This window comes from Pseudomonas sp. HMSC065H01 (assembly GCF_001815235.1).
Classification (GTDB): Bacteria; Pseudomonadota; Gammaproteobacteria; order Pseudomonadales; family Pseudomonadaceae; genus Pseudomonas; species Pseudomonas aeruginosa.
Window position 1 is genome coordinate 23951 of the sequence record NZ_KV819912.1, and the last position, 7422, is coordinate 31372.

Genomic DNA, 7422 nt, shown 5'->3' on the forward strand with positions numbered 1-7422 from the left:
CATGGCCGAACTGACCCTTCAGGAGCGCCTGCAGCCGTCGCTGCTCGACCGCCTCACCGACGACGAGCCGGGCAACCTCAAGGAAGCCGCGGAGCGCCGGGTGCTGACCCTGAACCAGCTGAAGGCCTCGGTGCTGCGCGACCTGGCGTGGCTGTTCAACACCACTTCGCTGTTCGACCACGGCCCCGCCGCACGGATGCCGGCCGGCAACTCGGTGCTCAACTACGGGCTGCCGGCGCTGGCCGGGCACACCGCGTCGAGCGTCGACGTGCATGCCATCGAGGCGCTGCTCACCGAGACCATCGCCACCTTCGAGCCGCGCATCATCCGTTCTTCGTTGCGGGTGCGCGCGCAACTGCTGCCCGGCGAGATGGACCACAACGCCCTGAGCTTCGAGATCGAGGGCGACCTCTGGGCCGAACCGGCGCCGCTGCGCCTGCTGCTGACCACCAACCTGGACCTGGAGACCGGCCACGTGCGCGTCGCCCAGGGCGAGCGGAGGCGTACATGAACCCGCGCCTGCTCGAGTACTACAACCAGGAATTGCAACACATCCGCGAAAGCGCCGCGGAGTTCGCCGAGGAATTCCCGAAGATCGCCGGGCGCCTGTCGCTGTCCGGCTTCGAGTGCGCCGACCCCTACGTCGAGCGCCTTCTGGAAGGCTTCGCCTATCTCACCGCGCGGGTCCAGCTGAAGCTCGACGCGGAGTACCCGACCTTCACCCACAACCTGTTGGAAATCGCCTACCCGCACTACCTGGCGCCGACCCCGTCGATGACCGTGGTGCAGTTGCGCCCGGACCCCAACGAAGGCGCCCTGAGCAGCGGCTTCAGCGTCGAGCGCGGGGCCTCCCTGCGCGGCCAGCTCGGCCCCGATGACCAGACCGCCTGCGAATACCGCACCGCCCACCCGGTGACCCTGTGGCCGCTGGAAGTGGCCCAGGCCGACTACTTCGGCAATCCCGCCGCGGTGCTCGGCCGCCTCGCCGCCAGCGAGCCGCGGGCCAAGGCCGGCCTGCGCATCCGCCTGCGCAGCGGCGCCGGCATCCCGTTCGACAGCCTGTCGCTGGACGCCCTGCCGCTCTACCTGCACGGCGCCGACGAACAACCCTACCGCCTCTACGAACAATTGCTCGGCAACGCCTGCGCGGTGTTCGTCCGCGCCCCGGACAATGCCTGGGTCGAACGCCTGCCGACGAGCAGCCTGCGTGCGCGCGGCTTCGACGACGAGGACGCGCTGCTGCCGGTGGTGCCGCGGGCGTTCCAGGGCTACCGCCTGCTGCAGGAATACTTCGCCCTGCCGGCGCGCTTCCTGTTCGTCGAGTTCTCCGGCCTGAACCGCGCCCTGCGTCGATGCCACGGCGAGGAGCTGGAACTGGTCGTGCTGTTCGGCAAGCACGACCAGCGCCTGGAGGGCACGGTGGACGCGGAGCAACTGGTGCCGTTCTGCACCCCGGCGATCAACCTGTTCCCGCGCCGCTGCGACCGCATCCACCTGTCCGACCGGGTCAACGAGCATCACGTGATCGTCGACCGCACCCGTCCGCTGGATTTCGAGGTGCATTCGCTGCAACAGGTGAGCGGCCACGGCAGCGGTCCGGAGCAACCCTTCCAACCGTTCTACGCGGTGCGCGACCCGGCGCGCTACGGCCGCGAGCAGGCCTACTTCAGCGTGCGCCGCGAACCGCGCGTGCTGTCCAGCAAGCAGCGGCGCAAGGGCCCGCGCTCGACCTACGTCGGCAGCGAGACCTTCGTCGCCCTGGTCGACGCCAACCAGGCGCCCTATCGCCACGACCTGCGCCAGCTCGGCATCGCCGCGCTGTGCACCAACCGCGACCTGCCGCTGTTCATGCCGATCGGCGCGCACAAGAGCGACTTCACCCTGGAGGACAGCGCGCCGGTCATGCAGGTGCGCTGCCTCGCCGGACCGAGCCGGCCGCGCGCCAGCCGTGCCCACGATGCCAGCGCCTGGCGGCTGATCAGCCAGCTGTCGCTGAACTACCTGTCGCTGGCCGAGCGCGGCCAGGGCGCCGCCGCCCTGCGCGAGCTGCTGCGGCTCTACGGCGACAGCGGCGATCCGGCGCTGCAATTGCAGATCGAGGGCCTGCGCGAGGTCAGCAGCAAGCCTTGCACGCGGCGCCTGCCGATGCCCGGGCCGATCGTCTTCGGCCGTGGCCTGGAGATCACCCTGGACTTCGACGAGAACGCGTTCCGCGGCACCGGGGTGTTCCTTCTCGGCGCTGTGTTCGAGCGCTTCCTGGCACGCTACGTGTCGATCAACAGCTTTACCGAGACGGTGCTGCGCACCGGCGAACGGGGCGAGGTGATGAGATGGCAGGCGAAGCCGGGCAGCCGTCCGAACCTCTGAACCTGCTCGCCGGGATGGCGGCGGCGCCCTGGGACTATGACTTCTTCCAGGCGCTGCGGCGCATCGAGTGCGAGTCGCCGCAACTGCCGCGCCTCGGTCATTCGGTGCGGCTGGCGGACGACCCGCTGCGTCTCGGGCAGAAGCCCGACTGCACCTTCGCGCCCTCGACCCTGGCCTCGGTGAGCCAGGCCGGCACCGCTGCGGTGCCGCGCCTGGACCAGTTCTTCTTCGGCCTCACCGGCCCCAACGGGCCGCTGCCGCTGCACCTCACCGAATACGCCCGGGAACGCCAGCGCAACGTCAACGACGCGACCTTCAAGCGCTTCATGGACGTCTTCCACCACCGCCTGCTGACCCTGTTCTACCGGGCCTGGGCGGAGGCGCGGCCGGAGATCAGCCACGACCGGATCGACGACGACTACTGGTCGGCGCGCCTCGCCGCGCTCTCCGGGCGCGGCATGCCGAGCCTGCGGGGGCGCGAGCCGCTGGCGGATACCGCACGCTACTACTACACCGGCCACCTCGCCGCGCAGACCCGCTACCCGGACGGCCTGCGGGTGATCCTCGCGGAGTATTTCGAGGTCCCGGTGGCGGTCGAGGAATACGTCGGCCAATGGCTGGAGCTGCCCGAGCGCAGCCGCCTCGGCGTCGACTCGACGAGCCTGGGCATGGACGTCTGCCTGGGCACCCACGTCTGGGACCGCCAGCACAAGTTCCGCCTGCGCCTGGGGCCGCTGGACCTCGATCAATACCAGCGCTTCCTGCCCGACGGCGACCACTTCGTCGAGCTGGCCGCCTGGGTCGCCGAATACCTGGGCGAGGAGCTGGACTGGGACGTCAACCTGGTCCTGCAACGCCACGAAGTACCCCCGCTGGGCCTGCAGGGCGGCGGGCGGCTCGGTTTCAACACCTGGCTGGGCGATCCCGGCCAGGACGCCAGGGATCTACTGCTGGCCCGCCAGTACGCCACTGCGCGGCCGCACGAGCACAAGGAGAAGGAACATGAGTGAGATCAGTCGCGTTGCGCTGTTCGGCAAGCTGAACAGCCTGGCCTACAAGGCCATCGAGGCCGCCACGGTATTCTGCAAGCTGCGCGGCAATCCCTATGTCGAGCTGGTGCACTGGTTCCACCAGATCCTCCAGTTGCCGGACTCGGACCTGCACCAGATCGTCCGCCAGTCCGGGATCGACCCGGCGCGCCTGGCCAAGGACCTGACCGAGGCCCTCGACCGCCTGCCGCGCGGCTCGACCTCGATCACCGACCTGTCCTCCCATGTCGAGGAAGCGGTGGAGCGCGGCTGGGTCTACGGCAGCCTGATGTTCGGCGAGAGCCAGGTGCGCACCGGCTACCTGGTGATCGGCATCCTCAAGACGCCGAGCCTGCGCCATGCCCTCACCGGGCTGTCGGCGGAATTCGCCAAGCTCAAGGTCGAGGCGCTCACCGAGCGCTTCGACGAGTACGTCGGCGCCTCGCCGGAGAACGGCCTGTCGGCCAGCGACGGCTTCAACGCCGGTGCCGCCCCGGGCGAGGCCAGCGGCGCCCTGGCGCCGAGCGCGATGGGCAAGCAGGAGGCGCTCAAGCGCTTTACCGTGGACCTCACCGAGCAGGCCCGTAGCGGCAAGCTCGACCCCATCGTCGGGCGTGACGAGGAGATCCGCCAGTTGGTGGACATCCTCATGCGCCGCCGGCAGAACAACCCGATCCTCACCGGCGAGGCCGGCGTCGGCAAGACCGCGGTGGTGGAAGGCTTCGCCCTGCGCATCGTCGCCGGCGACGTCCCGCCGGCGCTGAAGGACGTCGAACTGCGCGCCCTCGACGTCGGCCTGCTGCAGGCCGGGGCGAGCATGAAGGGCGAGTTCGAGCAGCGCCTGCGCCAGGTGATCGAAGACGTGCAGAGTTCCGAGAAGCCGATCATCCTGTTCATCGACGAAGCCCACACCCTGGTCGGCGCCGGTGGCGCGGCCGGCACCGGCGACGCCGCCAACCTGCTCAAGCCGGCCCTGGCGCGCGGCACCCTGCGCACCGTGGCAGCGACCACCTGGGCCGAGTACAAGAAGCACATCGAGAAGGACCCGGCGCTGACCCGGCGTTTCCAGGTGGTGCAGGTGGACGAGCCGTCCGAGCACAAGGCCATCCTGATGATGCGCGGCGTCGCGTCGACCATGGAGAAGCACCACCAGGTGCAGATCCTCGACGAGGCGCTGGAGGCGGCGGTCCGGCTGTCGCACCGCTACATCCCGGCGCGCCAGCTGCCGGACAAGTCGGTGAGCCTGCTGGATACCGCCTGCGCGCGCACCGCCATCAGCCTGCACGCGGTGCCGGCCGAGGTCGACGATAGCCGCCGGCGCATCGAGGCGCTGGAAACCGAGCTGGCGATCATCCGCCGCGAGAGCGCCATCGGCGTCGCCACCGCCGAACGCCAGCGCAACGCCGAGACCCTGCTGGCCGAGGAGCGCGAGCGCCTGGCCGCCCTGGAGCAGCGCTGGGCCGAGGAAAAACGCCTGGTCGACGAACTGCTGGAGACCCGCGCCCGTCTGCGTGCCGCCGCCGAAGCGGTGGACGCCGGCGGCGTGCCGCTGGGCGAAGGCGAGGCGCGTCTCGACGAGGAACAGCGCCAGGCGCTGCATGCGCGGCTGGCGGAGCTGCAGGCGCAACTGAGCGCGTTGCAGGGCGAAGAGCCGCTGATCCTGCCGACCGTGGACTACCAGGCGGTGGCCTCGGTGGTCGCCGACTGGACCGGCATCCCGGTCGGCCGCATGGCGCGCAACGAGATCGAGACCGTGCTCAACCTCGACCGGCACCTGAAGAAGCGCATCATCGGCCAGGACCACGCGCTGGAGATGATCGCCAAGCGCATCCAGACTTCCCGCGCCGGCCTCGACAACCCGAGCAAGCCGATCGGCGTGTTCATGCTCGCCGGCACCTCCGGGGTGGGCAAGACCGAGACCGCGCTGGCCTTGGCCGAGGCCATGTACGGCGGCGAGCAGAATGTCATCACCATCAACATGAGCGAGTTCCAGGAAGCCCACACCGTCTCCACCCTCAAGGGCGCCCCGCCCGGCTACATCGGCTACGGCGAGGGTGGCGTGCTGACCGAGGCGGTGCGTCGCAAGCCCTACAGCGTGGTGCTGCTGGATGAAGTGGAGAAGGCCCACCCGGATGTCCACGAGATCTTCTTCCAGGTCTTCGACAAGGGCGTGATGGAGGACGGCGAAGGCCGGGTGATCGACTTCAAGAACACCCTGATCCTGCTCACCACCAACGCCGGCACCGAGATGATCGCCAGCCTCTGCGCCGATCCGGAACTGATGCCCGAGCCGGAAGCCATCGCCAAGTCGCTGCGCGAACCGCTGCTGAAGATCTTCCCGCCGGCGCTGCTCGGCCGCCTGGTGACCATCCCCTACTACCCGCTCAGCGACGACATGCTCAAGGCCATTTCGCGCCTGCAACTGGGGCGGATCAAGAAGCGCGTGGAGGCGACCCACAAGGTGCCGTTCGAGTTCGACGAGGGCGTCGTCGACCTGATCGTCTCGCGCTGCACCGAGACCGAGAGCGGCGGCCGGATGATCGACGCGATCCTCACCAACACGCTGTTGCCGGACATGAGCCGCGAGTTCCTCACCCGCATGCTCGAAGGCAAGCCGTTGGCCGGGGTACGTATCAGTAGCCGCGACAACCAGTTCCACTACGACTTCGCCGAGGCCGAGTGACAACCGGCGACACGCAGAGCAGTAGAAGGAACCGTCGATGGGATTGATGCAACTGACCCGCCTGGTCCAGGTGGATTGCCCGCTGGGGCCGGACGTGCTGCTGTTGCAGCGCATGGAGGGACGCGAGGAACTGGGACGGCTGTTCGCCTACGAGCTGCACCTGGTATCGGAAAATCCCAACCTGCCGCTGGAGCAGTTGCTCGGCAAGCCGATGAGCCTGTCGCTGGAGCTGCCCGGCGGCAGCCGGCGCTTCTTTCACGGCATCGTCGCGCGCTGTAGCCAGGTGGCCGGGCACGGCCAGTTCGCCGGCTACCAGGCCACCCTGCGGCCCTGGCCGTGGCTGCTGACGCGCACCTCGGACTGCCGCATCTTCCAGAACCAGAGCGTGCCGGAGATCATCAAGCAGGTGTTCCGCGACCTCGGCTTTTCCGATTTCGAGGATGCCCTCACGCGCCCCTACCGCGAGTGGGAATACTGCGTGCAGTACCGCGAGACCAGCTTCGACTTCATCAGCCGGCTGATGGAACAGGAAGGCATCTACTACTGGTTCCGCCATGAGCAGAAGCGCCACATCCTGGTGCTCTCCGACGCCTACGGCGCGCATCGCAGCCCGGGTGGCTACGCCAGCGTGCCGTACTACCCGCCGACCCTCGGCCATCGCGAGCGCGACCACTTCTTCGACTGGCAGATGGCACGCGAGGTCCAGCCCGGTTCGCTGACCCTCAACGACTACGACTTCCAGCGCCCCGGCGCGCGCCTGGAGGTGCGTTCGAACATCGCCCGGCCGCACGCGGCGGCCGACTACCCGCTGTACGACTATCCCGGCGAATACGTGCAGAGCCAGGACGGCGAGCAGTACGCGCGCAACCGCATCGAGGCGATCCAGGCGCAGCACGAGCGCGTGCGCCTGCGCGGCGTGGTGCGCGGGATCGGCGCCGGGCACCTGTTCCGCCTGAGCGGCTATCCGCGCGATGACCAGAACCGCGAGTACCTGGTGGTCGGCGCCGAATACCGGGTGGTCCAGGAACTCTACGAAACCGGCAGCGGCGGCGCCGGCTCGCAGTTCGAGAGCGAGCTGGACTGCATCGACGCCAGCCAGTCGTTCCGTCTCCTGCCGCAGACTCCGGTACCGGTGGTGCGGGGTCCGCAGACCGCGGTGGTGGTCGGACCCAAGGGCGAGGAGATCTGGACCGACCAGTACGGCCGGGTCAAGGTGCACTTCCACTGGGATCGCCACGACCAGTCGAACGAGAACAGCTCCTGCTGGATTCGCGTGTCCCAGGCCTGGGCCGGGAAGAACTGGGGTTCGATGCAGATCCCGCGGATCGGCCAGGAAGTGATCGT

General features: G+C 68.9%; 5 protein-coding genes. All 5 read left to right on the forward strand.

Features of this window, described 5'->3' with window-relative positions; translation table 11 throughout:
- Position 1 precedes the first annotated feature (1 nt).
- A complete protein-coding gene (tssE, locus tag HMPREF3014_RS24200) occupies positions 2–511 on the forward strand; it encodes a type VI secretion system baseplate subunit TssE (protein WP_003104971.1) in 510 nt (169 codons plus the stop codon).
- Positions 508–2367 (forward strand): type VI secretion system baseplate subunit TssF, encoded by a 1860-nt coding sequence (gene tssF, locus HMPREF3014_RS24205; protein ID WP_003083676.1) that lies wholly within the window; start codon positions 508–510, stop codon positions 2365–2367. The genes tssE and tssF overlap by 4 nt, the downstream gene beginning before the upstream one ends.
- Positions 2331–3377 carry a type VI secretion system baseplate subunit TssG gene (gene tssG / locus HMPREF3014_RS24210; RefSeq protein ID WP_003104969.1) on the forward strand — a complete coding sequence of 349 codons (1047 nt, stop codon included), beginning with the start codon at positions 2331–2333 and terminating at the stop codon, positions 3375–3377. The genes tssF and tssG overlap by 37 nt, the downstream gene beginning before the upstream one ends.
- A complete protein-coding gene (gene tssH / locus HMPREF3014_RS24215; protein ID WP_010793589.1) occupies positions 3370–6078 on the forward strand; it encodes a type VI secretion system ATPase TssH in 2709 nt (902 codons plus the stop codon). Before tssG ends, tssH begins: the two co-directional genes overlap by 8 nt.
- Positions 6079–6124: 46 nt before the next feature.
- Positions 6125–7422: type VI secretion system spike protein VgrG1a (gene vgrG1a / locus HMPREF3014_RS24220; protein ID WP_083327200.1), on the forward strand; the 1298-nt coding region annotated here is incomplete at its 3' end.

Coding starts and splice junctions, on each gene's coding strand:
- tssE (WP_003104971.1), top strand. CDS start 2: ATGGCCGAACTGACCCTTCAGGAGCGCCTGCAGCCGTCGCTGCTCGAC.
- tssH (WP_010793589.1), top strand. CDS start 3,370: ATGAGTGAGATCAGTCGCGTTGCGCTGTTCGGCAAGCTGAACAGCCTG.
- tssF (WP_003083676.1), top strand. CDS start 508: ATGAACCCGCGCCTGCTCGAGTACTACAACCAGGAATTGCAACACATC.
- tssG (WP_003104969.1), top strand. CDS start 2,331: ATGGCAGGCGAAGCCGGGCAGCCGTCCGAACCTCTGAACCTGCTCGCC.